The following is a 26,665-nucleotide window of genomic DNA, read 5'->3' on the forward strand; positions in this document are numbered from 1 at the left end:
ATTTCTTAACCAGCTATCCTTTGGTTACTTCACGTGCAATCACCAGACGTTGAATGTCCGACGCACCTTCATAGATTTGACTGACACGCACATCACGATAAATTCGTTCTACTGGAAAATCAGATACATAACCATAGCCCCCATGGATCTGAATCGCATCTGAACACACCCGTTCAGCCATCATCGATGCAAAAAGTTTCGCCATCGAGGCTTCTTTTAAACATGGAAAACCTGCATCTTTTAACGTCGCTGCATGGAAAATCAATTGACGTGCTGCCTCAATTTGGGTGGCCATATCCGCGAGGCGAAATGCCACGGCTTGATGCTGAACAATCTCCACCCCAAATGCCTTTCGTTCATTAGCATATTCAACGGCTGCATCTAATGCCGCACGGGCCATACCCACAGACTGCGCTGCAATACCAATTCGACCTGACTCTAAGTTCGATAAGGCAATTTTATAGCCTTCACCCTCTTGGCCTAAAAGACTATCCGCAGGAATACGACAGTCATCTAAAACAATAGTTGCTGTATCGGAACAATGCTGACCCATTTTGTCTTCTAAACGCGTTACGATATAACCCGGCGCATCCGTTGGTACTAAAAAGCACGAAATCCCTTTTTTACCTGCAGACTTATCCGTTACCGCAAAAACCAAGGCTACTTGGGCATGTTTTCCTGTGGTAATAAATTGCTTGGTGCCATTTAACACCCACTCATCACCATCACGCTCCGCTTTACATTCCAACGCACTCGCATCTGAACCCACTTGTGGTTCTGTTAGGCAAAAACAACCTAACCATTCGCCTGTGGCTAATTTTTTTAAGTATTTTTCTTTTTGTGCTTCTGTACCATAACGCTGCGTAATGCCACATGGCAGTGAATTTTGTACGCTAACAATTGTGGAAATCGCACCATCGCCAGCAGCAATTTCTTCTAAGGCAACAACCAAAGACACATAGTCTAAACCTGCACCACCCCATTCGTCCGAAACCGTCATGCCTAAAGCACCTAGCTCACCCAGTTCCTTAAGTTCTTGTGCAGGAAATGACGCCGTTTTGTCACGCTCTGCAGCCGTTGGTTTCAGTTTTTCTTGCGAATAACTTCGCATCATGTCCTGAACCATTTTTTGTTCATCATTTAAAATCATGAGACTTCCTTTTCTAAATCTTTTATAGCGTGTATAGCTTTAATTTTTGGATAACTGCGGAATTAAAAATACTTTGGCTGTATAAAGCAAAGTTGGATACACGACGACGTCATTTGCAACTGTCTGAGGCAGGACGCCATTAATCTCAAATGTTTCTGCGACCTATAAATCAATAAATACTTGATGACGAGTTTTGCAAATGACAATGGTTTTGGTTACTTTTGCCGAAACAAAAGTAATGAGATGAGCTACTGTCAACGAAGTTATTCTCGATAAGACTCCGTCGTAGAAGCCTGAATAAGCAGTTTTAATAAATAACTATTTAGGCTGCATACGAATCGCGCCATCAAGACGTATCACTTCGCCATTGAGATAAGCGTTTTCAAAAATATGCGTCACTAATTTTGCAAACTCTTGTGGTTTTGCTAAGCGTGGTGGGAAAGGCACCATTTGCCCCAAAGCATCTTGTACATTTTGTGCCAAGCCTTTGAGCATCGGCGTTTCCATAATGCCCGGAGCAATGGTCATCACACGAATCGACTCACGTGCAAGCTCACGTGCAAGAGGTAATGTCATTGCAACCACTGCCCCTTTAGATGCTGCATAAGCCGACTGACCAATTTGACCATCAAAAGCTGCAACCGACGCCGTATTCACAATCACGCCACGCTCTTCTTCACCTGCTTTTAATTCATATTTAGCAATCAGTTGTGCCGCATAGCGCAGCATGTTGAATGTACCTGAAACATTAATATTTAATACTTTTTGGAACATCGCCAAATCATGTAATCCGTCACGCCCTAAAACTTTTGCAGAGGGTGCGATACCTGCACAGTTCACTAAGCCATTGAGTTGACCAAATTCAGCTTCAACTTGTGCAAAGAAAGCGCCGACCGCTTGTTCATCAGTGACATCCAATTGAACAAATTTGGCATGATCACCTAGTTGACGTTGCATCGCTTCGCCATGCTCATGATTCATATCCACAATAATCACTTTGGCACCCAAGCCAATCAGATGTGTTGCTGTCGCAGCGCCTAGTCCTGATGCACCACCTGTCACAACAAAAACTTTTCCTTTAATGTCCATAGCATTTCCCTATTTACGATGTCTTGTTTTAAATTCGACTTAAGATGCAGAGTAAACAGAGAATTTATTCAGTACAATTTCCAAATGTTGCATCTTTTCTGATGTATTTGGACAATTCTGAACAAGGACCTATCCGCACATATGCCGAAGCATGGACTCGAATACAGCAAAGGGACGATTTCTATCGACTTGGTGCATGAAGCATTACACGATGCGCAAAAAAAGCACTTTGATATTTCTGCTATTTTACAAAAGTCTGGTATACCCTCAGAGTTACTGCTATCGAGTAAAACCAGAGTTTCCGTTTCACAATATGCGGCTTTATGGACTCATCTTGCAGATGTGATGGATGATGAATTTTTTGGCATGGATCGGCATGCTATGCGACGTGGTAGTTTTAAGCTACTGTCGAAAATGGTCATGCATAACAGCACATTGGGTGATGCACTAAAGCAAATCCTACAATTTTTAAATCTGGTTTTAGATGACTTACATAGCGATTTAACCATTGAAGATCACTTTGCTTATATCGTGATCTATGACCAACATGCGCCTAAACGCATGTTCAGCTATGCCACATATTTAATGCTCATCCACACGCTACTGTGCTGGCTAAGTGGTCAACGGATTTTATTAAACCAAATCCAATTTAAATGTGATGCACCGCTTGATGATCACGACTATAAAGTTCGCTTCTGCGAAAATATTCATTACCAAGCCAGTCAAAACTATATACAGCTCGATGCCAGTTATTTAAGCCTTCCCATCAAACAAGACACACGTTCCTGGTATCAATTCCTACAACAAACGCCTGAAAACCTCTTGGTTCGTTTTAAAAACCCGTATGCACTTAGCAGCCAAATTCGCAAACAACTCTTAGACGTTTCTCCTGCCGAATGGTTAGAGTTTTATGAGTTGGCAGTCAAAATGAATATGTCGGAAGCCACGATGCATCGCCGTCTTAAAAGTGAAGGTGTGAGTTATCAACAACTCAAAAATGATATCCGACGTGATACTGCCATCGATTTTTTAACCCATACCGATAAAAGCTTACAAGATATCAGTGAAGAACTAAATTTTCATGATCCGAGTGCTTTTCATCGGGCTTTTAAAAAATGGACAGGTGTCAGTCCCGGTGCGTATCGACAAAATAATGCGCCTGAATTCAAGGCCTAAAATTTGATTTTCGCTATTTATAAATTGAATATTCATCTAATTAATAGAAAATCAATAACTTAAAAATATTCAATAAATAGACTGACCATTCATCCTTGAACGATTGCTACTTTAGTCTAATTAGGTTATTTTTCACTCAATTTAAAGCACTTTGCTTATTTATATTCCAATTCTCCTGCATCTCCTTGAAAGGCTTTCCTATGCTTAAGATGATTGATGTTCTTGAACAACAACTTGTTCAAAACTTTTCAGATTCTCTTTTCACTCAGATTGACGCAATTGATGAACTGTTTCATGAACAGCTTAAAACTGTCGCAGATATCGATTTGCAAAATTTGATCTCACAATTTTTTAGCACTGAAAATGCAGTTGAAGTTGCTCATGCACTGGATATCCAAGCAGATGACATTGAAGCAATTCAAGCAGGTGCAAATCTAAAAGATGAAAATTTAGTGAATGCAACTGCAAAAATTATTGCTTACTGTCTTGCAGTAGAAACAGCAGCTTTAGAACAAGTTGAAGTTTTCGATAGCTTACAAGACTACCCAATGTAAGCATTGATCGAATATAAAAATAAAGCGCATTCAATGCGCTTTATTTTTGACTATTTATCTAACACTAAATCAATGTTGCCACTGACCTAAGCTGACACGGTCATTACCGCCATAATCTTTTATAGTCCGAACATTTCGATATCCAGCCTGCAAGAACAAATGTCTGACCGATTCACCTTGGTCATAGCCATGTTCGAGCACCACCCAACCATTCACGGTTAAATGTTTTTTAGCTTGAAGAATGATTTGCTCAATATCTGCAAGCCCATGATTGTCCGCAACCAAAGCACGTTCAGGCTCTGTCGCCAAATCTTTCATGTGTACATCATCAGCATCGATATACGGCGGATTTGACACAATTACATCAAAGAAAGCACGACCAAAGGGTTTCAACCAAGAACCTAAGACAAACTGCACATGTTCAAGATCATGCTTTTTGGCATTAAACTCAGCAACTTCCAAGGTAGGTTCGTAAATATCCGAAGCTACAATTGACCAATCTGGACGTTCACTGGCTAATGACAAGGCTACAGCACCAGTTCCTGTTCCTAAATCGACCACACGAGCATCTTCAGGAAGTTCTAAACGGAGTACAGTTTCAACGAGTACTTCCGTATCAGGACGTGGAACCAAAGTATCTTTAGTCACTTTTAAGTCTAGCGTCCAAAATGGCTGAGAACCTGTGACATAAGCCAAAGGCTCACCTGCTGCAATACGAGCAAGACTGTCGACATAGAGTTGTTCTTGTTCTGCCGTCAATTCTTGATCCTTTTTCATGATTAAATCAAAAGAATCAATCTTGGTGATGTGCTCTAACAACCACGCATTTTCCTGACGTTCATAACTTTCAGGTTCACCACGATAGGCCAAAGCCTGTGCAATATTCATCAGCCACCATTCTGCTGTGCTAATAACGCCAACTGATCGGCTTGATATTCACGATGCAAACTATCTAGCAATTCAGTCAAATCACCTTCCATCACTGCATCCAACTTATACAGCGTTAGGTTAATCCGATGATCAGTCATACGACCTTGTGGATAATTATAGGTACGAATACGCTCAGAACGGTCACCAGAACCTACTAAGTCACGACGCATTTCAGATGTCGCGGCATCTGCCGCCGCACGTTTGGCATTTTCTAAACGAGAAACCAACAGCGCCATCGCTTTGGCTTTGTTTTTATGTTGTGAACGTTCATCCTGACATTCTACAACTGTACCCGTTGGTATATGGGTAATACGCACCGCGGAGTCAGTTTTGTTAATGTGCTGACCACCTGCACCAGAGGCACGATAGGTATCAATACGTAATTCTGAAGGATTAATTTCAACACTTGTGTCTACATCAATTTCCGGCAAAATCGCAACAGTACATGCCGAAGTATGAACACGACCTTGTGACTCTGTTGCAGGAACACGCTGTACACGATGTGCACCACTTTCAAATTTCAAACGACCATATACACCTTCACCATTGATAAGGCAAATCACTTCTTTATAACCGCCATGTTCGCCGTCATTTTCAGACAGCACTTCAATACGCCAACCTTGTGATTCAGCATATTTACTGTACATTCGATACAAGTCACCAGAGAAAATTGCAGCTTCGTCACCACCTGTTCCGGCACGAATTTCTAAATAAGCAGAGTTCGCATCATTCGGATCTTTTGGAATCATCAGAATGTTTAAGTCTGCTTCAAGCTGACCGATCAAAGCTTTATTTTCTTTGATTTCCTCAACGGCCATTTCTTTAAAATCTGGATCCGTCATCATTACTTCAGCAGTCTCAATATCTTCTTCTGCTTGACGGTATTTTTTCCAAACTTCAGTGATTTCAGATAAATCACTATGCTCACGTGACAACTGACGGAAACGTTTGTTGTCTGAAATGACTTCTACATCTGCGAGTAATGCATTTAATTCTTCGTGACGGTCAGAGAGCTGATCTAATCGTAAACGTAACGATTCTTTCATTTTTCAAAAAATCTCAATACACAGGCTCTACCGCTAAACTTTCACGGATATGCCAAAATTCAAAATAATGGCGCTAGTGTACCGATAATGGGTCTGAAATGACATATATATTGTTTTTTGGCCTATCAATGACCCTAAATATCAAAGTGTGAACTTCATCACTCCTACCTTTCTCCATAAAGTCGTACAGATTTTCAGCATTCGACCTTTTTTTTCACAATATTAATAAAACTTATACAAACTAGACACTCAAATCACTAAATAAAGTGAAAGCTCTCCATATTTATAGCGAATAGTTTTGTTACATTTACTGCCATCGAAATGATTATGAAAAAGTCCTCGCGTTTATGAAGGACATGGAGTGAACTATGAAACTGAATACTCTTTTAATGACAGCCACTCTAGCAACTGCTTCTATGTTCACTGTGTCTGCAAATGCAGATAGTACAACACGCGTTGCTGCAGCTAGTGCATTAGGTAGTGTTGCAGGTACTGCAATTGGTAAAAACATGGGCGGTAATACCGGCGCTACAATTGGTGCTGCTCTTGGTGGTGCTGGTGGTGCTGCGGTAGCAAGTAATAAACGTAACCGTACAGAATCTGCTATCGGCGGTGCTTTAGGTGGTGGTACAGGTTATACCGTTGGTAAAAGCATGGGCGGTACAAACGGTGGTTACATCGGCTCTGCACTAGGTGCTGCTGGTGGTGCTGCTCTAGGTAATAAAATCTCTAAAGATAAAGCCTACGACAAACACCAAGAACGTAAATACAAAAAACGTTACCGTCGTCGTCACTAATTCAAAATTAGTGAGTCCGTATTGGATCGTGAAAAGAGCACCTTCGGGTGCTTTTTTTATGTATCGCCTTTTTTCAAATGATAAATACAATTTTATTTATTGCACCTCAAATATGTAGAGTTGATCCACTCTATCCATGTGATCAATCATGTAGAAATAAAGTGCAAAATTTACATTGCAGCAACGGAACACATATTTTATTTCACATCACGCTCCAAATATTCGCTATGTGTTTTCATATATTGATATCAACAGATAAACATCATGCTTCGTAAGGAGTTTAAAAATGAAAATTAATAAAATTCTATTCAGTGCAGCAATTGCCGCTTCAGCGCTTACCATGACTGCTACACATGCAGGTAATAGCACCAATACTGCTTTAACTTCTGCTTTAGGTGGTGTTGTTGGTGCAGCAATCGGGAACCAAGTTGGCGGCCAAACTGGCGCAATGATTGGTTCAGCAATTGGTGGCGGTGCAGGTGCAGCAGCATCGGCAAACAAACGTGACCGTAATGGTGCCATCATCGGTGGTGCACTTGGTGGCGCAGGTGGTTATACCGTAGGTAAAAACATGGGCGGCACAAACGGTGGTTATATCGGTGCTGCACTTGGTTCAGCCGGTGGTTCTGCACTAGGTAAAAAAGTGTCTGAAGACCGTCGCTATGATGATCGTTATGATGATCGCTATGACCGTCGTTATAACAACCGTGGCTATCGTACCAATAATTATAGCTACAATGACCGAGGCTACCGTGGAGACAATGGTCGTCACTTAGGTTGGTACAAAAACGGTAAACGTTAATCGATATATTTCAATGGAAAAAAATCAGCACCTTCGGGTGCTTTTTTTGTATATAAAAAAAGTTTAGATATATCTAAAGTTGTCTTTTTACACCGCCCCACGACCATATCGAATTTATTCGATATACATTCAGCTTTTTATATCGTATTATTTCGATATAAAGATCTCTGAGAGAAAACATGCGTACTCTAGCCGATACAAAATTTTCAATACTTGAACTCGCACCTGTTCGAGATGATAAAACCATCGAATTTTCACTCAAACATGCACTCCAGTTAGCACAAAAAGCGGAACAACTTGGCTATGAGCGTCTATGGTTAGCCGAACACCACAATATGGATGGCATCGCAAGTTCTGCAACTGCGGTTTTACTTGGTTATCTCTTAGCAAATACACAATCCATCAAGCTCGGTTCAGGCGGGATTATGTTGCCCAACCATGCACCTTTGGTTGTCGCTGAACAATTTGGCACGCTTGAAACGCTATATCCCGGCCGTATTGAACTCGGCTTAGGTCGAGCACCAGGTACAGACCAAACCACCATGCGCGCACTACGCCGTGGCCGTCAGGAAACTGAAGATCAATTTCCACAAGATGTCCTTGAGATATTGCAATATTTTAAAGCACCTGAGCCACAGCAGCGCATCATTGCTACACCAGGACAAAATACACATGTTCCCGTATGGCTTCTAGGTTCTAGTTTATTCAGTGCACAACTCGCTGCACGTTTAGGTCTACCCTATTCTTTTGCTTCACATTTCGCACCACGCATGCTTGGACAAGCAATTCAGCTCTATCGTGAAAATTTCCAAGCATCCGAATATTTAGATCAACCTTATGTCTCTATGGGCGTACCAACGGTTGTTGCTGAAACAGATGAAGAAGCAGAATATCTAGCAACAAGTGCATATCAGCGAGTTTTAGGTTTAATGCGTGGTCAAAGTTTAAAACTCAAAGCTCCAGTCAACAGTATGCAAGGCTTATGGTCTGCTGCAGAAAAGATGTCTGTTGATAATTTCTACGCTATGGGACAAGTCGGTTCAAATGCAACCGTTCGAGCAGGTTTAGAAAACCTGCTTACTAAATATGACGTTGATGAATTTATTTTCACCTGCGACATTTACGATACCGATAAGCGCATTGAAAACTTCGAGCGTTTAATGCAAATCAAAAATGATCTCGCTTAAGACTCTCAACTTAATGATCTAATCCAAGCGTTTAATCCGTCTAAAGGCAGGATTGCGACTACGTTTTGTGGTTCTTTAGACGGATAGCAGTCAACAGATAATATGGTTTCGGCTAACAACGACCATCACTACACTTAAAAACCATCATTGCCTCAACGAAATAATTGCTTTACTCATTTTTATTACTGTATAAATATTAAACATAAGCAAAACAAAGAGAAAAATAAGCAGATGAGCCAATATATTAATAAACCCACACCCGCATTTATCGCAGCAAGTTGGTGTGCACTGATCTTAGGCGCTGTGGTGTTTTGCATAGGTTTATTCAATGCAAATATGATGTTGAATGAAAAAGGCTTTTATCTCATTTTATTGCTCTATGGATTATTTTCATCGGTTTCACTACAAAAAATCATTCGTGACCGTTTAGAAGGAATGCATGTCACTGCAATCTACTTCGGACTTTGCTGGGCATCCGTCATTATTTGCCTTGTACTTCTTGCCCTTGGCCTTTGGAATGCTGAACTGGCATTAAGTGAAAAAGGTTTTTACATGATGGCTTTCCTAATGAGTTTGTTTGGTGCAGTTGCTGTACAAAAAAATATTCGTGATATGGACTATTTACGTACACACACCGACCAACCCGAACTTAAACATTCAACCACGAGTCAGCTTGACTATAACTCACCAGATGATGAGCCACTTTAAACTTCGCCACATTTATAGATCTCAAAAGCCGTTCATGCAGGTCGCTCATTGTTATATCGATCTGCTTGAGCGAAAGATGAACTTCAACGCATAAAAAATCAGTTCACTCCTAGAAATCTATAAATGACAAGGGCCAAGCAAATCAATTCTAGACAAATTGCATGACTCATCAGACTGAAATAACGCTTTACCCCAACTGGCCCATCACAGAATATATTCCTATCTAAGACTCAACTAAAAAAAGAAAAGACAAGGAATAAATATGGCCAACAAGCAGGATGCAACCCACCATATTTTTAATAATCATCTAGAGGATTTTGAACACTTTCGTGGAACGATCATCGGTTCAGAACAGATCAAAGATTATGATTTTAAGAATCAAAAAATCGCCATTATTGGGATAGATCAGCATGTGGTCTCTGAACTACATCATCTATGTCAGGTTGCAGATAACATCATGGTCTATCAAATCAAACCGCAATTTGTTTTACCGCGTACTGAACGTCTATTGAATAAATTAATTCAACATCCACTGATTGCAAAAAATCGACGTTTATTTAGCAATCGTATTAAGAGTATTTTGGCGATTCGGTTTTTAGAAGATCAAGTGCCGAACCATTGGTTAAGACATTTACTCAGTCCAAATACCGCAATTCAGAACAAAACCTTCCTAAAATCTGATCATTATTATGCAGCATTACAGCAGCCAAACTGCATCTTAAATACTTGGCCAATTGCAAAAATTCAGAGTAATTCAATCACGGCTTTAGATGAACATACGTTTGAGTGTGATGTCATTGTGCGCAGCGAATCTAACCAATCCAAAGAAAAGTAATGACATTGCAATTATTTTCACATGACATCTATTAAATTTTTGTGATTGATCAAAAATCACAATACCAAAAGCCATCTCTGGCGGCTTTTGGTAGCTCCCCTACTATATTGGATACTTTCATTCGATAAGGCTAAGGATTCTTAAAAATCCATAAATGAAAATAGCTTTAATCGTGCTACATGCTTTTTCAGCGCTCAGACTTAAATCATGCTTCCGACCTGCACCAGCAGCTACAGCGAGTTTATAGACGTGCAATTTTGAATAGTTATGATCAATTCTTCATGAAAACTTTATTTCAAACCAATAATTTTTTCAGTGCTTATTTTTTTTACACAGCTCTATTTACTCCTTAACTGTAAGTTGAAAAATTTATATTGATGCTTATGTTCAACCGATATTTACCTATATTGTTATCTATATTTAATAGGAAAATAACAGATTGAAATCCAGTTTAAATATCAATTTATATCGGAGTTTAGAGCCTGAATGTTATTAATTTGACTATTTTTCACCCACATCAATTAAATAAATGATGCCATTTCTTGATATTTAACACCTAAAAGCTACTATTTGATCATTTTTTATTCTATTTTCTGCCTATTTTTTAGCATTTAAATCATTAATTTTTGAAAACTTGATCATAAATTAAACCAAATACACTAAATCTAATATTTACACCACTCAGATCAAGAGGATTATTCGGGCTTAATTCATAGATAAAAACACAGCACAGCACGGATTATTTTAAGAAATTAAAGCTGTCAATTTGTCCATATTCAATAATTTTTTGGGCAGAAAATTCCACCTAGTTTACACGCATTTAAACCCTAAAATTGCTCATATTTTAAGCCCAAATTTCGTTAATTTTTTTCATCAATATTTTAAATATTTATCATTCATTAAAAGTATGACAAGCCAGAAATTAATACTATTTTTATATAACTCACACAGAAATTGATTATCATCAAAAGAGCCACCGAAGTGGCTCAATTTACACTTAACCAATACGACGTTTCAGTCCAGTCATTTGTAAAACACGAGTTGAAATCTCTTCAATCGACATTTCCGACACGTTCAGGTATTTAATCCCTTCTGAAATATAAATACCTTCAATCGCACGTAATTCCATCTGGCACTGACTAAAACTTGCATAACGGCTATTGGCTTTACGCTCTGAACGAATTGCTACAAGGCGCTCTGCATCAATCATCAAGCCAAATAACTTATGTTTATGCTCACGTAAAACTGCAGGTAAACGGTTGTCATCCAAGTCTTCTTCTGTCAACGGATAGTTCGCTACACGAATACCAAATTGCAAAGAGAGATAGATGGAAGTCGGTGTTTTACCCGAACGTGATACCCCGATTAAAATTAAGTCGGCTTTGTCATAATGACGAGTACGTGCCCCATCATCGTTATCTAAAGCAAAATGCACCGCATCAATACGTGCTTTATAAGACTCAGAATCTGTTACTGCATGGGTTTGACCGACTAAAGTTGTAGGAGCTGTGCCTAACTCGTCAGACAGTTTACTAATAAGCCCTTCAAAAACATCAAGATTTACTGCATCTGCAGTATTAATAATGTCACGTACATACGGGTCAACAAGGGTATCAAACACCAAAGGCTTTTGACCGTCTTGCTGCGCTCTAAGATTGATCTCTGCAACCACATTTGTAGCTGCTTCTTCAGAGGTAATATATGGAATAATATGAATGTCAAAATCTACATGAGGGAACTGGGCTAACAGTGAATGACCAAGCGTTTCTGCGGTAATCGCTGTCCCATCCGAAACAAAGAAAACACTACGCTGAATCTGTTTACCTTCTGACATTAAAATTCTCCTCCAAAATTTGTCTTAGTGCTATATAATCTTTATAGTAAACCATCTTACATGACTGTCACTTAGTAAATTTAGAATGCTAAGTAATTTGTTATAATTTCATGCCAAGATAGTGATTAATACTGCAAAAGTGGAGTAACAACTTTGGAAGCGCGCGTAATTGGTCTAGAAAAATTAGGGAAACACGACGTAGAACTCGTGGGTGGTAAAAACTCATCATTAGGTGAAATGATCAGCCATCTAGCAAATGCTGGTGTATCTGTTCCTGGTGGTTTTGCTACTACAGCTCAAGCATATCGTGAATTCCTCGAGCAAAGTGGCCTAAACGCTAAAATTAACGCTGAACTTGCTGCACTCAATGTTGACGATGTAAATGCACTTGCTGAAACTGGTGCAAAAATCCGTCAATGGATTGTAGACACTCCGCTTACAGCTGAACTTGAAACAGAAATTCGTGAGGCTTTCACAGCTCTTTCAAACGGCAACCCTGATATCGCGGTTGCCGTTCGCTCATCTGCAACAGCAGAAGACTTACCAGATGCTTCATTTGCTGGCCAACAAGAAACTTTCTTGAACATCCGTGGTATCGACAACGTCCTTATTGCGATTAAAGAAGTATTTGCTTCACTTTATAACGACCGCGCAATTTCTTACCGTGTACACCAAAACTTCGCACATGACGTCGTTGCGTTATCTGCAGGTGTTCAACGCATGGTTCGCTCTGAAACAGGTGCAGCTGGTGTAATGTTTACACTAGATACAGAATCTGGTTTCCGTGACGCAGTTTTCATCACAGCTTCTTATGGCTTGGGTGAAATGGTTGTACAAGGTGCTGTAAACCCTGACGAATTCTATGTATCTAAACCACTTTTAAATGCAGGCAAACACGCTGTATTACGTCGTAACCTTGGTTCTAAACACCAAAAAATGATTTATGGTGAAGAAGGTGCTGCAGGTAAGTCAGTGGTTGTTGTAGACGTTGAAAAAGCAGATCGTCAACAATTCGCTTTAAATGACCACGAACTTCAAGAACTTGCTAAACAAGCATTAATCATTGAAAACCACTATGGTTCAGCAATGGACATCGAATGGGCGAAAGATGGCGATGATGGCCAAATCTATATCGTTCAAGCACGTCCTGAAACTGTGAAGAGCCGCCAAAACGTGGGCACAATGGAACGCTACCTTCTTAAACAAAAAGGTAATGTGATTTGTGAAGGTCGTTCAATCGGTCAACGTATTGGTTCTGGTCGCGTTCGTATCGTGACTTCGATCAAAGAAATGGACAAAGTTCAAGACGGCGACGTACTTGTATCTGACATGACTGACCCAGATTGGGAACCAGTAATGAAACGTGCAGCTGCGATTGTCACTAACCGTGGTGGCCGTACTTGTCACGCTGCGATTATTGCACGTGAGCTTGGTGTTCCTGCAATTGTAGGTTGTGGTAATGCGACTGAAGTATTGACTGACGGTCAAGAAGTGACTGTTTCTTGTGCTGAAGGTGACACAGGCTTTATTTACGAAGGTGCTTTGGACTTTGAAATCCAACGCAATTCTATCGAATCTATGCCTAAACTTCCGTTCAAAATTATGATGAACGTAGGTAACCCTGACCGCGCATTTGACTTTGCTCAAATTCCTAACGAAGGTGTTGGTCTTGCTCGTCTTGAGTTCATCATCAACCGTATGATCGGCGTACATCCAAAAGCATTGCTTAATATTGACAGCCTACCACGTGAAACTCGTGCTGCTGTAATGTCACGTACTGCGGGTTATGCATCTCCTATCGAATTCTATGTTGAAAAACTAGTTGAAGGTATTTCTACACTTGCTGCAGCGTTTGCTGACAAACCAGTGATTGTTCGTATGTCTGACTTTAAGTCAAACGAATATGCAAACTTAATCGGTGGTAAGTTATACGAACCTGAAGAAGAAAACCCAATGCTTGGCTTCCGTGGTGCAAGCCGTTATGTGTCTGATAACTTCCGTGATTGCTTCGAACTTGAATGCCGCGCACTGAAAAAAGCACGTGACGAAATGGGCTTAACCAACATTCAAATCATGATTCCTTTCGTACGTACTGTTGCTGAAGCGAAACGTGTTATTGAATTGTTAGCGCTTAACGGTCTTAAACGTGGTGAAAATGGTCTTAAAGTGATCATGATGTGTGAACTTCCAACTAACGCATTGTTGGCTGAACAGTTCCTTGAACATTTCGACGGTTTCTCTATCGGTTCTAACGACTTAACTCAGTTAACACTCGGTCTAGACCGTGACTCTGGTATCGTTTCTCACCTATTTGATGAACGTGATCCAGCCGTTAAAGCACTTCTTTCAATGGCAATCCATGCTTGTCGTAAAGCTGGCAAATACGTAGGTATTTGTGGTCAAGGTCCTTCAGATCACCCTGACCTAGCTAAATGGTTAATGGAACAAGGCATTGAGTCTGTTTCGCTTAACCCAGACTCAGTATTAGACACATGGTTCTTCCTTTCTGAAGAAAAAGCTCAACAAGCTTAATAAACTGTGTTAAAAAAAGACCCACATGTGGGTCTTTTTTTTTATTTATACTTTTACAGACGTTTTTTGAGATTTTAGTTTTATGCAGATTTACTTGGCACGAAATAACCAACAAGCTGGTCCCTACACCTTAGAACAACTTAACCAAATGCTCGCGAGCCAACAAGTGTTACTCACGGACTTGGTTTGGCACCAAGGTATGACCGAATGGAAAGCTTTGGGTGAACTCACTCAAGGTCAGTTGGTTTATATGCCTGCAGGATATACTGCACCAACAGCATTCGAATCAAATCAAACTGCAACTACGCCATCAAATACCTATGCACAGCCTCAAGCGGTACAAGAGCAAACTAGCCTAGCTAGTATTCCTAAACGTGTCCTGGCTAAAATCGTCGATTTACTGCTTTGGATACCGGCAACTTTTATCTTAACGGCATTTTTTAATCCAAGTGAAAAGACACAATTTGCCAATCTAAATGAACAGTTTATGCAAGCTGTGATGACCCCAAATGCTGACCCTAATGTTTTACAAGCACTACAAACACAAATGGTTGAGATGTTTCCCAACCAAGCTTGGATTGCAATGTTTGCTTACCTCTTCATTATGCTTTTCATTCAAGCGTATTTGATTGCTAAATCAGGTCAAAGCATTGGTAAAAAAATCACCAAGATTAAAATTGTAGATGCCGAAACCAGTCAACCTGTAAACCTCATGCGTGGCTTCACTTTACGCAGTGTTTTATTTATTTTCCTGAACTTTTTATCAATGCCATTAAGCGTAATCATCGATTCCGTTTTTATTTTCGGCAAGAAGCGTCAAACCTTGCATGACAAATTGGCAAAAACCAAGGTAATAAACCAATAATTTTCACTTTTATTCAGGGATGAATTTCTCATCCCTTTTTTGTGCATTATATTGAAATTAAAATAAAATTTAGATAAAAAAAATACAATCCCGACTAGCAAAATAGGGTTTTAATACAGTCATTTAAAGCATCTTTATGTATAGCTTAGTTTGCCGATATCAGGCATAATGCCCTACAACGTAGCGGTGTCGCATCATTGTGACTGTTTTTTCATGTCTGAAAAAATCACAATCATGCGACACTTTATTCGCTATCCCAAATTTTAAATTTAGGGAATGGGACTCTTCACCGAGGTTGTAAAATGAGACAAACAATTTTAGCTGTATTGTCTTTATCTGCGATAGCTGCACTCTTAACTGGGTGTGGTGGTGATATGGTACTTCTAAACTCAAAAGGTCCAGTTGCTGAAGGTCAGTCAAACCTCATGCTTACTGCGATCTACCTAATGTTGTTGGTCGTTATTCCATCAGCACTTATGGCTCTTTGGTTTGGTTGGAAATATCGCGCGTCAAATAAAGATGCAGACTATGCACCTACTTGGGCACACTCGACTGCAATTGAAGTTGTAGTTTGGGGTATTCCCGTAATTATTATCGCTATTTTAGCTTGGTTAACTTGGTGGGGTTCCCACAAGTATGACCCTTACCGTCCACTCGAGTCAGATAAAGCTCCTTTAACTGTTCAAGTTATTGCTGAACAATTTAAATGGATCTTCATCTACCCTGAACAAGGCATCGCGACTGTAAACGAGATCCGCTTCCCTGAGAAAACTCCTGTAAGCCTTCGTTTAACATCTAACTTCACAATGAACTCATTTTTCATTCCGGCGTTAGGTGGTCAGATTTATGCTATGGCAGGTATGCAAACTCACTTGAACTTATTAGCTGATGAAACTAGTCCTGCTGAAGGCTTCCGTGGTTTCTCTTCTAACTATTCAGGTTATGGCTTCTCACAAATGCGCTTCCGTGCACATGCTGTGACTGATGCTCAGTTTGCTGAATGGGTTTCTGCTGTTAAAGCTGGTAATGGTTCTTCAGTTAATCCTGAAGCGGTTCAAAAAACTGTTTTAGACCAAGCTGAATTTGCAACCTTACGTGACGGCAACCGTTCTAAACACCAGATCGAAGTTTTAGTTGCCAAAGCAACTACTCCTGAAGAGAAGGCTCTAGCTGAAGCAATGAAGCCTTACCCTACTAAGCCACACCCAGTGACTTATTACTCTTCAGTAGAACCTAAATTGTTCGAATCAGTGATTAACAAATACATGAGCAACTACCACGGTGCTGATTATACAGCTACTGTTGGACACGAAGCTGCTGCTTCTGAAGCTCATGCAGGCGTTGAACATGCGACTGTTGCAGGGGAATAAGACATGAGCTTATTAGGTAAGTTAGGACCAGATGCAATTCCACACGATCCAATCGTGTTGGTTACTGTTGCAATGATGATCCTTGGCGGTATCGCAATTGTTGCTGGTATCACCTACTTTAAAAAATGGGGCTACTTGTGGAACGAATGGTTCACATCTGTAGACCATAAAAAAATTGGTATCATGTATATCCTCGTGTCAATTGTCATGCTTGTGCGTGGTTTTGCCGATGCGATTATGATGCGTCTTCAACTGTTCCTTGCAAAAGGTGGCGGTGAAGGTTACTTACACCCAGAACACTATGACCAGATCTTTACTGCCCACGGCGTAATCATGATCTTCTTCGTAGCAATGGGTCTAGTTGTTGGTTTAATGAACGTTGCTGTACCACTCCAAATTGGTGCGCGTGACGTAGCATTCCCATTATTAAACTCTCTAAGCTTCTGGTTATTTGCCGGCGCTGCGGGCTTAATGATGGCTTCTCTTGCAATTGGTGAATTCGCTGCAACAGGTTGGATGGCTTACCCTCCACTTTCTGGCATCGAATACTCTCCAGGTGTAGGTGTAGACTACTATATCTGGGCACTTCAGGTTTCTGGTCTAGGTACGCTTCTTACTGGTGTTAACTTCTTCGTTACCATCATCAAAATGCGTGCGCCTGGCATGAAACTTATGGACATGCCTATTTTCACTTGGACTGCATTAGTTACTGTAGTGCTTATCGTTGCAACTTTCCCAGTTTTGACTGCGACTATTGCAATGCTTTCACTTGACCGTTACTTCGGCTTCCACTTCTTTACAAATGACATGGGTGGTAGCCCAATGTTGTATGTAAACTTGATTTGGACTTGGGGTCACCCAGAAGTTTACATCTTGGTATTACCTGCTTTTGGTATTTACTCAGAAGTTACTGCTGTGTTCTCACGCAAAGCGTTGTTCGGCTACAAATCTATGGTGTACGCAACTGTAGCAATTGGTGTTCTTTCACTGGTTGTTTGGGTTCACCACTTCTTTACAATGGGTGCTGGTGCCAACGTTAACGCGTTCTTCGGTATCATGACCATGATCATTGCGATCCCAACTGGTGTGAAAATCTTCTCTTGGTTATTCACCATGTACAAGGGCCGCATCACCTATACAACTCCTATGCTTTGGACACTTGGCTTCCTTGTGACTTTCGGTATTGGTGGTTTAACAGGCGTATTAATGGCAGTTCCACCAGCGGACTTCTTAGTACACAACTCTTTATTCCTTATCGCTCACTTCCATAACGTAATTATTGGTGGTGTTGTGTTCGCGATGTTCGCGGGTATCATTTTCTACTGGCCAAAAATGTTTGGTTGGAAACTGAATGAAACTTGGGGTAAAGCAGCGTTCTGGTTCTGGTTCTTCGGTTTCTACTTTGCATTCATGCCACTTTATATCCTTGGTTTCATGGGTATGACTCGTCGTTTGAATACATATGACAACCCTGAATGGGATCCGTACTTAGCGATCGCTTTATTTGGTTCTGTATTGGTTGCTATCGGTATCTTCTGTTTTGTTATGCAAATTGTTGTTGGTTTCCTTCAACGCAAAGACAACATGGACGTTACTGGCGATATCTGGGATGGTCGTACTCTTGAGTGGGCTACTTCATCTCCTTCACCATTCTATAACTTTGCTTATCTTCCAAAGATCAATGGTATTGATACTTTCTGGACTGACAAAGAAAATGGTGTTGCATACGCTAAACCAACTACCTATGAAGACATCCACATGCCAACAAACCGTGCGGCTGGTTTCGTAATTGCAATGTTTATTACAGTTATGGGCTTCGCATTAATCTGGCATATTTGGTGGTTAGTCGTTGTAACTTTCATTGCTTCAATTATCAGCTTCATCGTTTCTTCTTTCACTAAGAAAGTTGACTACTATGTTCCAGCTGCAGAAGTTGAACGTATTGAAAATGAACGCTACGCGCTTCTTGAAAAACATTTGAAGAAGGACTAAGACAATGGCTGAAGTACTTCATCACGACAACCACGGACATGACGAACATCATCATCACGATGATACTGACATCACTGTCTTTGGTTTCTGGACTTACTTGATGAGTGACTTGGTTCTTTTCGGGACACTCTTCATCGCGTTCGCTGTATTAAGTAGCCACGTTCCAGTGGGTACGCCAAGTGCACAAGAGCTGTTTGGTGAATCTTTAGGTTTCGTTTTAACTGAAACTTTCGCCCTTCTTATCTCTTCTGTAACTTTTGGTTTTGCTGTTCTTGCAGCATACAAGAAAAATGTTGGTCAAGTTTTAACTTGGTTAGCAGTTACTTGGGTATTTGGTGCAGCCTTCATTGGCATGGAACTTTATGAGTTCAATCATTTAGTTCATGCTGGTCATGGACCAAGCACAAGTGCGTTCTTATCTGCGTTCTTTACTTTAGTTGGTACGCACGGTATTCACGTAACTTCTGGTTTGGTATGGATGCTTGTGTTGATGTTCCAAATCAAGAAATATGGTTTGACACTTCCAAACACTCGTCGTCTTGCTTGCCTAAGCTTGTTCTGGCACTTCCTTGACATCGTTTGGATCTGCGTATTCAGCGTTGTTTACTTGATGGGAGTTATCTAATGAGTCACGATCATAACTCTGCTGGTGCAGCTCACGGTAACGTTAAACAATATACAATCGGTTTTATCCTTTCTGTTCTACTTACCGTAATTCCATTCGGTATGGTAATGGCAGGTGGTTTTAGCCGCGGTCTATTGGTTGCCGTAATCGCGATTACTGCGGTTGCTCAGGTTCTTATTCAGTTAGTTTACTTCCTGCATATGAACTCTTCTTCAGAGCAACGCTGGAACGTGATTGCATTTGTTTATACAATCCTCACAATTGCTATCCTTTTAGTAGGTTCTGTGTGGATTATGAACTACCTTCACTTCAACATGATGATCTAAACTGGTCGTCATGCTGAAAAAGTATTTATTCCTGACTAAACCAGGAATTCTCTTTGGTAACTTTGTTACCGCTTTGGGTGGCTACTTTGTAGCTGCCCAAGGTTCTGTAGATTTCCTTCTGTTGCTTCTTACCCTCTTAGGCACCCTCTTTGTGGTCGCTTCTGGATGTGTTGTCAATAACGTTATTGACCAAGACATCGACTCAAAAATGCAACGCACACAAAATCGTGCGATGGTTAAAAAATCAATCTCGATTCCTGTTGCTTTAGTTTTTGCTTTAGTTTTAGGTGTAATTGGTTTTAGCATTTTATGGTTCTGGGTAAATGCTTACGCTTTTCTTTTTGCTGTTATTGGTTTTGTCGTATACGTTGGTTTTTACAGCTTATGGACAAAACGAACAACAATTCATCAAACCATTATCGGCAGTCTTTCTGGCGCAGCACCACCTGTAATCGGGTATACGGCTGTTGCAAACCAGTTTGATTTAGGTGCATTACTGATTTTTATTGGTTATGCATTTTGGCAAATGCCTCATTCTTGGGGAATTGCTGTTTACCGATTTGATGATTACAAAAATGCAGGTATTCCAATTTTACCTGTAGCTCGTTCAATTCACCGTACCAAAGTTGAGTCTTTGGTTTATGTGTTTTTGTTCTGCATGACCATGAATGGTTTATACTTTTATGGTTATGCCAATTGGATTTATATGATTGTCCTGAATGCCTTAAGTCTGTATTGGATTTATTTAACCATTCAAGGATTCAAAGCTGAAGATGATCAAGTTTGGGCAAAACAATATTTCATGTTTTCGGTCAAATTGATCACAGTGATTAGTTTAATTTTTAGTTTTACTTCCACTGCCCCTCTAAAGCCAATTGTATTTTTTTAAAAAAGATAGAGTTTTACTCTATCTTTTTTTATTTCTAGGCATCTTCAATCAACTTTCCCCACTTGATATCATTGCACCTACAATTATAAATAACTGTGCCTTATGTCTTCTCAACAAAAAATTCTTCGCTCTGCTCTTTTCACATCATTTATTCCTTTTGGCATTTTCTTTAGTGCACACAGTCATGCAGGTATGGATGTCTATTGTGAACCTTCGACTGAAATTCAGACCACTGCCTATACTGCATGCAATGAATTGCCTGCGCTCACGCCGGCAAATGACAATCAAACCAATATGCTGCTGTTGCTTAGCGATTTAGGCATTGCCAAATTTAATATTCAAGAAGAAAAATCCACTTTATGGACAACTAGCTATAGCAAAGTTCCTTTTGAAGTTTCCAGTCTTTTAGTGAATAGCCACAATAAATTGCCAAATGCACGCAAACCTCTAAAAGCACCAGATTTAAGCTATAACGAGCATTGCAATAGCCTGCAAAATGGTGCGCACGCGTTTATTCAACAAGTCAAAACGGACACTAAGCTTTCAAGCAGTGAAAAAGACATGTTGATCCATGAGCGTGAAAAAATTAATAATTGTGAAAACACATTAGCTTTACTGAGCGTGAATCCAAATTGGTCTGCCGCTGCACGTCAATATGTATCCTATCTAAATGCAACGATCTCTTTTTATAATACTAACTTTTCCACAGCGACTAAGATTTATTCAGTACTAACCAATGTTGATCAAGCGTGGTTAAAAGAAACTTCTCAATATATGCTGATTCGTAGCACCTTAAATGAAGCCTATCAAAGTGGTGTTGGTAAATATGGTGATTTAGTACATGACAAACTCAATCAAAACTTATTAACCACTTTTTTTAATAACATTACTCAGTACTTTAAGCTCTATCCGCAAGGTCAATATGCAGCAAGCGCACGCGGTTTATTAAGACGTGGTTTTTGGCTGAGTGGTAAACACGATTTACTGATCAATGAATATGTCTGGCAAATCAATCATCCAACATCCAGCGTCTATAATTTAGAATTGCCAAATCTACCTTATGAATTAGATCGACATGTTTTTCAAAGTAATAGACTCAATGTCAAAAATTTGAAAGATCCATTTTTTCTTAGCATTTATGACCTTATGCATATGCGCAAAAAAGAAACGGCAGATGATGTGGTCATTTCATGGGCTGAGTTAAACGCACAGAAAAATTATTTTAAAGACTCACCAGAACTGTTCCAGTATTTGCAGGCAAATCACTTATTTTATGTGCAAAACAAAGCACAAGAAGCACTCAAATATCTGCCACAACAAGTACCGAGCAGCATCAACAGTTACCTACAGTTGAGTCAGCTACTACTTAAAGGCCGCATTCTGGAAGCTAGTGGGCGAAATCAAACCACTCAAAAATATTGGGAAAACCTACTTTCCATCAGCAAAACCGCCGAACAACGTGGATTGGCTGAACTTATGCTCTATCGCTACTATGCTCAACAGCAAAATACTGCACAATTTATTGGTTCTTCAGCCAAAATCAAGCAAGCTTATCTACAGCAACAATATTTAGTCGATGCAGCGAATGAACAAAGTTTAATGTCTGTGGTCAAAAATAACGTGGCCACGCAAGATCAAAAAAATGTTGCGCTTTATACCCTACTAAATAAGTCATTGGCTTATCAAAACTTTGATTTATTTAACCAAGCGTATCGTGAATTACCAAGCAACGCGGCTCAATTTAATACTGAACAAAACACTGCGGCGAAGTTTCGCAATCAGCCATCATTTGCAAATTTCTTATGGAAAGGTGCAAGCGTGAGCAATTCGATTAAATGTCCTGACTTGGCAACTTTGACCCAACAATTGCAAGTCAACCCAAAAGACCTGAGCCTTAATTTATGCTTAGGTGAATATGCGCGTAGTTCACAAGCCTATACCATACTAAATCTCAACTACCTGCCTGATCATTCACTGCAAAGTTTCAAGGGTACTTATTTTGCCCGTGGCGATGTATATAAAAACATTATTAAAACAGGGACAAAATCTGAATTAACGGCTTATGCGCTGTACCGTGCCATTCAATGTTATGCGCCAAGTGGCAATAATGAATGCCAAGACAAAGATGTAAATAAGTCGGTTCGAAAACAATGGTTTGATCAAATCAAACGCGACTATCCAGAAACCAGCTGGGCTAAATCTCTAAAATATTATTGGTAATTGATGATGATTTTGCAGGTGATCAAGTGGTCAAGAACATTTCGACTTTTGCTTATCTTGAGTATAGGTTTGTGCTCTGCTTGCACACCTGCCCAATCTGGAAAAACACAACAGGCTCAAACCAAATTACAGCAACGTGTTGATGCAGCACATTATTCAAGTTTTTGGATTTGGGGCAATATTTCTAGTAGCCCCTACTTACAGCAAGCCACGGAGCTCTATATTTTACAAGGTGAATTGAATTGGAATAAACCTTTAAAACGATCCGAGTTTATCCCTCAAGGCATTCAAGTCCTCCATAAACCACAGCAGAAAATTTGGATTGTAATCCGTAGCCATCATTTACAATGGTCAAATAACAATATTCAGCAAATTTTGCAGCGGCTTAAACATTGGGAAAATAACGGCAATCAGATCCAAGGCTTACAAATCGATTTTGACGCCAAAACTAAAAATATTCATCAATATGCCTTATTCCTTGAATATTTACGAAAGCAACTACCTCAAAAATATCGTTTAAGTATTACAGGTTTAATGGATTGGACCAATGTTCAAGATCAGCAAACGCTCAGTGTATTACGACGCAATATTGATGAGATCGCCATTCAAACTTATCGCGGTAGTACCACGATCGAAAATTACACGAGTTATCTGAATAAAGTCTCAAAATTAAAACTACCCTATAAAATAGGCCTCGTACAAAATGGCCGTTGGCACGCACCTCAACATTTAATTCAAGATCCTTATTTTAAAGGTTATGTGGTGTTTTTATTGCGTACCGCTAATCGGCCTTAAACCATAAATAATTCAAGCATTTTAAATCCATGCCTTGTATTTCAAACCTAAACGCTCTAAAATTCACGCTTCGCAATTATTGCGACACAACTTTAGTTGTGACTCCTTGCTTCAATCAATTAATGATTGGGGCTGCCTAAACCGTAAGGAGCTGACAATGCGTCACTACGAAATCGTACTATTGGTACATCCAGACCAAAGCGATCAAGTTGTGGGTATGGTAGAACGTTACCTAACTCACATCAAAGAAGCTGAAGGTCAAATCCACCGTCTTGAAGACTGGGGTCGTCGTCAATTGGCTTACCCAATCAACAAGATCCACAAAGCTCACTACATTCTTATGAATGTTGAGTGTGGTCAAACTACTCTTGATGAGCTAGAAGAATTGTTCCGTTACAACGATGCAATCATTCGTAGCCTTATCATCCGTCGTGAAAACGCTATCACTGAAGAGTCACTATTGGCTAAGAGTGCTGAAGAAAAACGTGCGCGTAAAGCTCAACGTGAAGAAGCACAACAAGCTCAAGACTCTGCTGAAGCATAAGGAGAACATAACATGGCACGTTTTTACCGTCGTCGCAAGTTCTGCCGCTTTACAGCTGAGAACGTTACGTACATCGACTACAAAGATATCGACACTTTAAAACAGTACATCACTGAAAACGGCAAGATTGTTCCTAGCCGTATTACAGGTACTAAAGCTCGTTACCAACGTCAATTAGCGCTTGCTATCAAACAAGCTCGCTACTTGTCTTTGATCCCTTACACTGACAATCATAAGTGAGGTTGAGCTGTGGATATTATCTTATTACAACGCATTAAAAACCTTGGTAAATTAGGCGATAAAGTTTCAGTTAAAGCTGGTTACGGCCGTAACTTCCTTATCCCTCAAGGTAAAGCAGTTGCTGCTACTGAAGCTAACACTGCTGCATTTGAAGCTCGTCGTGCTGAACTTGAGAAACAAGAAGCTGAAGTATTAGCTGCTGCTCAAGCACGTGCTGACCAATTGAACGAAGTTAACATCGTGATCACTGCTAAAGCTGGTGACGAAGGTAAACTATTCGGTTCTATCGGTACTCGTGACATCGCTGACGCGTTAACTAATGCTGGTCTTGTTGTAGACCGCGCAGAAGTTCGTTTACCAAATGGTGCGCTTCGCAACACTGGTGAATTCAACATCGCAATCCAATTGCATCATGATGTTGTTGCAGAAGTTCTAGTTACTATCGTAGCTGAGTAATTTCTTGCAAAGAAAAGAGCATGCTTACGCATGCTCTTTTTTTATCTGTAAAAAATAGTGCTCCAACTTTTTTTATATTTTCAACTCTTCATTCAATTCAATGTATGACGAATTAATCGGAAATACTTGTTCGCATTTCTGTAGAAAACGCCTATCATTTCAGTTCAATGAAGAGTTGAAAAAACTGTAATTAGCACCCATTTCCATCACATTAAATGGTTTCAGCATCAGGGATTTTTATGTCACAGGCGAATGCCAGCAAGCCAAACTCTACGCCAACAGCAAAAACCACAGAACAAAGTTCGTTGAAAGAGTTTCGTACCCCACCCCATAACCTTGCGATTGAACAAGCTGTGCTTGCTGCACTGATGACCGTTGCAGAATCTTTTGAGCAAGTGGGTGATGTACTGACTGAAGCTGATTTTTATGCGACTCGTCATAAATATATTTTCCGTGCCATCGACCAGTTATCAAAAGATAGCTCACCTTATGATGCGGTCTTGGTCAATGACTGGCTGATTAAACAAAACTTGCTGGATGCTGCAGGTGGTGAAGAATATCTGATGCAACTCATGTCAGATTCACCTTCAAGTTTCTATAACCTTGAAACTTATGCTGCAAAAATTAAAGAATTTTCCACTTTACGCAGCATGATTAAAGTCAGCTCAGAAATTTTACAAAATGCCTATGACACCAAAGGTCGTACGGTCAGTGAAATTTTAGATCTCGCAGAAACCAATATTTTCTCTATTGCTGAACAACACAATAACAACGCCAAAGCCCAAGGGCCGAAAGCGATTAACTCAGTTGTTGCTAGTGTTTTTGATAAGTTAAATGAACTATCACAAACGGAAGGCAGTATTACCGGTTTAACCACTGGCTTCGTTGAACTCGATAATAAAACTTCAGGTATGCAAGCAGGCGATTTAATTATTGTTGCCGCACGTCCATCTATGGGTAAAACAACTTTCGCCATGAACTTGGTTGAAAGTGTATTGTTTAACAATAACTTACCCGCTCTGGTTTATTCAATGGAGATGCCAGCCGACTCCATTGCGATGCGTTTAATTTCCTCCTTTGGTCGTGTACATCAAGGGCATTTACGTGCCGGTAAAATGGATGCAGATGAATGGTCTAAAGTGACCAGTACCATCGTGCATTTACAAGAAAAGAACTTATACATTGATGACTCCTCAGCGCTACCGCCAACGGAAGTACGTGCTCGTGCTCGCCGTATTGCAAAAATGCATGGTGGTAAGCTCGGTTGCATCATGGTCGATTACTTACAGTTAATGAAAGTCCCAGGTATGGGTGATAACCGTGTCGGTGAGATCTCGGAAATTTCACGAAGCTTAAAAGCACTGGCTAAAGAAATGCACTGCCCAGTAATTGCACTGTCACAGTTGAACCGATCACTGGAAAACCGTCCAAATAAACGCCCAGTGATGTCCGACTTACGTGAATCAGGTGCAATCGAGCAGGATGCCGATTTGATCATGTTTATTTACCGCGACGAGGTTTATAACAAAGAGTCTAAAGAAGCAGGTACTGCAGAAATTATTATTGGTAAACAGCGTAACGGTCCAATTGGTACTGTGCGTCTTGCCTTCGAAGGTCAATACACCAAATTTAGTAACCTCTCTCCTGAGTTTTATGCTCAGTATGATGATGAAGAGTAAAGACTCTTTATCATCCATTAATTC

General features: G+C 40.1%; 25 protein-coding genes. 20 read left to right on the top strand and 5 right to left on the bottom strand.

The features are described 5' to 3' along the window. Positions 1-13: 13 nt before the first annotated feature. Entirely contained in the window at positions 14-1,150 is a 1,137-nt protein-coding gene (locus FTU06_RS04925) for an acyl-CoA dehydrogenase family protein (protein WP_180145307.1), read from the bottom strand. Positions 1,151-1,468: 318 nt separating this feature from the next. Next, complete coding sequence (locus FTU06_RS04930) at positions 1,469-2,239, bottom strand: 3-hydroxyacyl-CoA dehydrogenase (RefSeq protein WP_078188564.1); 771 nt, start codon at positions 2,237-2,239, stop codon at positions 1,469-1,471. A gap of 141 nt (positions 2,240-2,380) precedes the next feature. On the opposite strand from FTU06_RS04930, the gene FTU06_RS04935 reads away from it, so the two are divergent. Both FTU06_RS04935 and FTU06_RS04940 read left to right on the top strand, forming a co-directional pair. Beyond that, positions 2,381-3,415, top strand: a complete 1,035-nt coding sequence (locus FTU06_RS04935; protein WP_180088166.1) for an AraC family transcriptional regulator — start codon at positions 2,381-2,383, stop codon at positions 3,413-3,415. 200 nt (positions 3,416-3,615) lie between these two features. Then, positions 3,616-3,969: a hypothetical protein gene (locus tag FTU06_RS04940; protein ID WP_078188566.1), complete on the top strand. Its 354-nt coding sequence runs from the start codon at positions 3,616-3,618 to the stop codon at positions 3,967-3,969. A 69-nt stretch (positions 3,970-4,038) separates the two neighbouring features. Here FTU06_RS04940 and prmC read toward each other — a convergent pair whose 3' ends face one another. Both prmC and prfA read right to left on the bottom strand, forming a co-directional pair. Continuing rightward, positions 4,039-4,857: a peptide chain release factor N(5)-glutamine methyltransferase gene (prmC, locus tag FTU06_RS04945; protein WP_180063547.1), complete on the bottom strand. Its 819-nt coding sequence runs from the start codon at positions 4,855-4,857 to the stop codon at positions 4,039-4,041. Further along, positions 4,857-5,945 carry a peptide chain release factor 1 gene (gene prfA / locus FTU06_RS04950; RefSeq protein WP_078188570.1) on the bottom strand — a complete coding sequence of 363 codons (1,089 nt, stop codon included), beginning with the start codon at positions 5,943-5,945 and terminating at the stop codon, positions 4,857-4,859. The genes prmC and prfA overlap by 1 nt, the downstream gene beginning before the upstream one ends. A 368-nt stretch (positions 5,946-6,313) precedes the next feature. On the opposite strand from prfA, the gene FTU06_RS04955 reads away from it, so the two are divergent. The 5 genes from FTU06_RS04955 to FTU06_RS04975 all read left to right on the top strand — a co-directional run bounded on the left by FTU06_RS04955 (position 6,314) and on the right by FTU06_RS04975 (position 10,274). Then, positions 6,314-6,742, top strand: coding sequence for a glycine zipper domain-containing protein (locus tag FTU06_RS04955; RefSeq protein ID WP_078193959.1), 429 nt, complete (start codon positions 6,314-6,316; stop codon positions 6,740-6,742). Positions 6,743-7,028: 286 nt separating this feature from the next. After that, positions 7,029-7,544, top strand: a complete 516-nt coding sequence (locus tag FTU06_RS04960; protein ID WP_078188572.1) for a hypothetical protein — start codon at positions 7,029-7,031, stop codon at positions 7,542-7,544. 179 nt (positions 7,545-7,723) lie between these two features. Next, positions 7,724-8,731, top strand: coding sequence for an LLM class flavin-dependent oxidoreductase (locus FTU06_RS04965; protein ID WP_180114051.1), 1,008 nt, complete (start codon positions 7,724-7,726; stop codon positions 8,729-8,731). Between the two features lie 231 nt (positions 8,732-8,962). Continuing rightward, positions 8,963-9,439 carry an inner membrane protein YiaA gene (yiaA, locus tag FTU06_RS04970; protein ID WP_180145310.1) on the top strand — a complete coding sequence of 159 codons (477 nt, stop codon included), beginning with the start codon at positions 8,963-8,965 and terminating at the stop codon, positions 9,437-9,439. Positions 9,440-9,701: 262 nt separating this feature from the next. Then, positions 9,702-10,274 carry a flavoprotein gene (locus FTU06_RS04975; protein ID WP_180133139.1) on the top strand — a complete coding sequence of 191 codons (573 nt, stop codon included), beginning with the start codon at positions 9,702-9,704 and terminating at the stop codon, positions 10,272-10,274. Positions 10,275-11,271: 997 nt separating this feature from the next. Here the strand turns inward: FTU06_RS04975 and FTU06_RS04980 are convergent. Next, positions 11,272-12,108 carry a pyruvate, water dikinase regulatory protein gene (locus FTU06_RS04980; RefSeq protein WP_168377735.1) on the bottom strand — a complete coding sequence of 279 codons (837 nt, stop codon included), beginning with the start codon at positions 12,106-12,108 and terminating at the stop codon, positions 11,272-11,274. Positions 12,109-12,261: 153 nt separating this feature from the next. Between FTU06_RS04980 and ppsA the strand changes: the two genes are divergently transcribed. The 13 genes from ppsA to dnaB all read left to right on the top strand — a co-directional run bounded on the left by ppsA (position 12,262) and on the right by dnaB (position 26,641). After that, positions 12,262-14,640, top strand: coding sequence for a phosphoenolpyruvate synthase (gene ppsA / locus FTU06_RS04985; RefSeq protein ID WP_111884281.1), 2,379 nt, complete (start codon positions 12,262-12,264; stop codon positions 14,638-14,640). A gap of 82 nt (positions 14,641-14,722) precedes the next feature. After that, the gene (locus FTU06_RS04990; protein ID WP_180145314.1) at positions 14,723-15,505 is read left to right on the top strand and encodes an RDD family protein; all 783 of its coding nucleotides are present in this window, start codon (positions 14,723-14,725) and stop codon (positions 15,503-15,505) included. A gap of 302 nt (positions 15,506-15,807) precedes the next feature. Next, positions 15,808-16,875, top strand: a complete 1,068-nt coding sequence (gene cyoA / locus FTU06_RS04995; protein WP_180145317.1) for a ubiquinol oxidase subunit II — start codon at positions 15,808-15,810, stop codon at positions 16,873-16,875. A gap of 3 nt (positions 16,876-16,878) precedes the next feature. Next, complete coding sequence (gene cyoB, locus FTU06_RS05000; RefSeq protein ID WP_078193968.1) at positions 16,879-18,867, top strand: cytochrome o ubiquinol oxidase subunit I; 1,989 nt, start codon at positions 16,879-16,881, stop codon at positions 18,865-18,867. 4 nt (positions 18,868-18,871) lie between these two features. Further along, on the top strand, positions 18,872-19,492 hold the full coding sequence (cyoC, locus tag FTU06_RS05005) for a cytochrome o ubiquinol oxidase subunit III (RefSeq protein ID WP_078188581.1): 621 nt from the start codon (positions 18,872-18,874) through the stop codon (positions 19,490-19,492). After that, positions 19,492-19,818, top strand: coding sequence for a cytochrome o ubiquinol oxidase subunit IV (locus FTU06_RS05010; protein ID WP_078188582.1), 327 nt, complete (start codon positions 19,492-19,494; stop codon positions 19,816-19,818). Before cyoC ends, FTU06_RS05010 begins: the two co-directional genes overlap by 1 nt. Positions 19,819-19,828: 10 nt before the next feature. After that, positions 19,829-20,707 (top strand): heme o synthase, encoded by an 879-nt coding sequence (cyoE, locus tag FTU06_RS05015; protein WP_180145320.1) that lies wholly within the window; start codon positions 19,829-19,831, stop codon positions 20,705-20,707. Positions 20,708-20,809: 102 nt separating this feature from the next. After that, positions 20,810-22,927, top strand: a complete 2,118-nt coding sequence (locus FTU06_RS05020) for a hypothetical protein (RefSeq protein WP_180145323.1) — start codon at positions 20,810-20,812, stop codon at positions 22,925-22,927. A 6-nt stretch (positions 22,928-22,933) separates the two neighbouring features. Further along, the gene (locus FTU06_RS05025; protein WP_180145420.1) at positions 22,934-23,722 is read left to right on the top strand and encodes a DUF3142 domain-containing protein; all 789 of its coding nucleotides are present in this window, start codon (positions 22,934-22,936) and stop codon (positions 23,720-23,722) included. Positions 23,723-23,879: 157 nt separating this feature from the next. Continuing rightward, the gene (gene rpsF / locus FTU06_RS05030) at positions 23,880-24,266 is read left to right on the top strand and encodes a 30S ribosomal protein S6 (RefSeq protein WP_004696436.1); all 387 of its coding nucleotides are present in this window, start codon (positions 23,880-23,882) and stop codon (positions 24,264-24,266) included. 12 nt (positions 24,267-24,278) lie between these two features. After that, complete coding sequence (gene rpsR / locus FTU06_RS05035) at positions 24,279-24,506, top strand: 30S ribosomal protein S18 (protein ID WP_004278792.1); 228 nt, start codon at positions 24,279-24,281, stop codon at positions 24,504-24,506. 9 nt (positions 24,507-24,515) lie between these two features. Then, entirely contained in the window at positions 24,516-24,962 is a 447-nt protein-coding gene (rplI, locus tag FTU06_RS05040) for a 50S ribosomal protein L9 (RefSeq protein ID WP_078188585.1), read from the top strand. A 239-nt stretch (positions 24,963-25,201) separates the two neighbouring features. Next, positions 25,202-26,641, top strand: coding sequence for a replicative DNA helicase (gene dnaB, locus FTU06_RS05045; RefSeq protein ID WP_078188586.1), 1,440 nt, complete (start codon positions 25,202-25,204; stop codon positions 26,639-26,641). Positions 26,642-26,665: the final 24 nt, after the last annotated feature.

The sequence above is a fragment of the Acinetobacter sp. YH12052 genome (genome assembly GCF_013419835.1).
In the GTDB taxonomy this organism is placed as follows: domain Bacteria; phylum Pseudomonadota; class Gammaproteobacteria; order Pseudomonadales; family Moraxellaceae; genus Acinetobacter; species Acinetobacter amyesii.

Coding starts and splice junctions, on each gene's coding strand:
- FTU06_RS05010 (WP_078188582.1), top strand. CDS start 19,492: ATGAGTCACGATCATAACTCTGCTGGTGCAGCTCACGGTAACGTTAAA.
- FTU06_RS04935 (WP_180088166.1), top strand. CDS start 2,381: ATGCCGAAGCATGGACTCGAATACAGCAAAGGGACGATTTCTATCGAC.
- rpsF (WP_004696436.1), top strand. CDS start 23,880: ATGCGTCACTACGAAATCGTACTATTGGTACATCCAGACCAAAGCGAT.
- cyoE (WP_180145320.1), top strand. CDS start 19,829: ATGCTGAAAAAGTATTTATTCCTGACTAAACCAGGAATTCTCTTTGGT.
- FTU06_RS04965 (WP_180114051.1), top strand. CDS start 7,724: ATGCGTACTCTAGCCGATACAAAATTTTCAATACTTGAACTCGCACCT.
- dnaB (WP_078188586.1), top strand. CDS start 25,202: ATGTCACAGGCGAATGCCAGCAAGCCAAACTCTACGCCAACAGCAAAA.
- FTU06_RS05020 (WP_180145323.1), top strand. CDS start 20,810: ATGTCTTCTCAACAAAAAATTCTTCGCTCTGCTCTTTTCACATCATTT.
- FTU06_RS04975 (WP_180133139.1), top strand. CDS start 9,702: ATGGCCAACAAGCAGGATGCAACCCACCATATTTTTAATAATCATCTA.
- yiaA (WP_180145310.1), top strand. CDS start 8,963: ATGAGCCAATATATTAATAAACCCACACCCGCATTTATCGCAGCAAGT.
- FTU06_RS04980 (WP_168377735.1), bottom strand. CDS start 12,108: ATGTCAGAAGGTAAACAGATTCAGCGTAGTGTTTTCTTTGTTTCGGAT.
- FTU06_RS04990 (WP_180145314.1), top strand. CDS start 14,723: ATGCAGATTTACTTGGCACGAAATAACCAACAAGCTGGTCCCTACACC.
- FTU06_RS04930 (WP_078188564.1), bottom strand. CDS start 2,239: ATGGACATTAAAGGAAAAGTTTTTGTTGTGACAGGTGGTGCATCAGGA.
- prmC (WP_180063547.1), bottom strand. CDS start 4,857: ATGAATATTGCACAGGCTTTGGCCTATCGTGGTGAACCTGAAAGTTAT.
- FTU06_RS04960 (WP_078188572.1), top strand. CDS start 7,029: ATGAAAATTAATAAAATTCTATTCAGTGCAGCAATTGCCGCTTCAGCG.
- FTU06_RS04955 (WP_078193959.1), top strand. CDS start 6,314: ATGAAACTGAATACTCTTTTAATGACAGCCACTCTAGCAACTGCTTCT.
- rpsR (WP_004278792.1), top strand. CDS start 24,279: ATGGCACGTTTTTACCGTCGTCGCAAGTTCTGCCGCTTTACAGCTGAG.
- FTU06_RS05025 (WP_180145420.1), top strand. CDS start 22,934: ATGATTTTGCAGGTGATCAAGTGGTCAAGAACATTTCGACTTTTGCTT.
- cyoC (WP_078188581.1), top strand. CDS start 18,872: ATGGCTGAAGTACTTCATCACGACAACCACGGACATGACGAACATCAT.
- cyoB (WP_078193968.1), top strand. CDS start 16,879: ATGAGCTTATTAGGTAAGTTAGGACCAGATGCAATTCCACACGATCCA.
- FTU06_RS04925 (WP_180145307.1), bottom strand. CDS start 1,150: ATGATTTTAAATGATGAACAAAAAATGGTTCAGGACATGATGCGAAGT.
- FTU06_RS04940 (WP_078188566.1), top strand. CDS start 3,616: ATGCTTAAGATGATTGATGTTCTTGAACAACAACTTGTTCAAAACTTT.
- prfA (WP_078188570.1), bottom strand. CDS start 5,945: ATGAAAGAATCGTTACGTTTACGATTAGATCAGCTCTCTGACCGTCAC.
- cyoA (WP_180145317.1), top strand. CDS start 15,808: ATGAGACAAACAATTTTAGCTGTATTGTCTTTATCTGCGATAGCTGCA.